This is a genomic window from Microvirga sp. P4_G7, assembly GCF_056401005.1.
Genome location: NZ_JBFUKD010000956.1, coordinates 1 through 1,099, shown reverse-complemented (window position 1 = coordinate 1,099; position 1,099 = coordinate 1). Strand labels below are relative to the sequence as shown.

The window sequence follows — 1,099 nt, the reverse complement described above, 5'->3', positions numbered from 1 at the left end:
GTCTTGGCCCTCATCACCAACGAGCTCAGGCAGGTCAGCCGCTCGCTCTCTGACCTTGCTCGCAACCTTTGTCCGATACCCCACGAAGGCCGTGCGCACGACGTGAAGGACATCGCGGTACTCTAGCTCGAATTTTGCTGCCATCGTTGCGGCAAGCTCAGGCATTGCCCCCTCAAAGTGTCGMATCAGATCCTCGGCAAGCCGAGTCATCTCTATCTTCGCGGATTTTGCCAAAACGTATCTCCCTTGTCGCTCCGCCTCTTCCTCGGTGATCCGTCGGTTACGGGCTTCAAGTTCCATCAGTCGCTGGCGCTTGATCGCCGCGTCCAGCGGGTCTTCCTCTGGGGCCGTCGGTGGGATCCGATGCATTCCGTCGGGCGATGGGCCAGCTGGTCCGCGCAGGCGCGTCCTGAGCCCATTTCCTGCCGTTTGGCCCATATCCCGGCGAATGCCAATTTGACGGTGTGCTCTGTCAACCACGATGCGCTGCGCTCGTCCTTCGCCAACTAGGGCAGCGCCATTGATCTTGCCTTCCGAAATCCATTGCGTGACACGCCCTTTGGAAACGTTTGAGAGCCGAGCGAACTCTGCTTTGCTCACAATCATCGGGCCGCTCCAAGTTTAGGGTCAAGGAGTTTAGGACAGCGTCCTAAGCTAAACTTGGCACGCTCGCCCAAAATCGTTTTCCAGCAAACGCTTGATGCCACTCGAGTCTCTTTCATCCTTCAGAGTTTAGGCTTTTCGGAGCCAGTCAGACTGGCCAAATCCCGGGCCGTACTACGCCCGCAGGCAGGGGGGCCTCGAGAAGGACCCAAAATCATCGCTGGGGAGCACCATTGCGCATTCCCATCTCAATGCACCCGTCACGGACCTGTCCTGATGTGTGCCACCGATCTACTGACATTCGCATTGAACTCATCGGAAGACCGCGCGACCAGGACGCGCGCGATGGACGCGGCAGCTCATTGCAGGGCCATTAGCTCGCCGAAGGCAAATGGATTGGATCGCCCGGACTCGGAGCAATGATCGCTGCATGCGATGCCACGAGCACCTCCGCGTCCTCATCAGACATCCACTCAGTGCTTTCGAAGACATCGAG

1 protein-coding gene is annotated in these 1,099 nt (G+C 58.5%); it reads right to left on the bottom strand.

The genetic code is table 11. From position 1 onward, the window contains the following. Window positions 1-606, bottom strand: a 606-nt coding sequence (locus AC1DT3_RS22180) for a hypothetical protein (RefSeq protein WP_477467333.1), incomplete at its 3' end; no start/stop codon positions are given. Window positions 607-1,099: the final 493 nt, after the last annotated feature.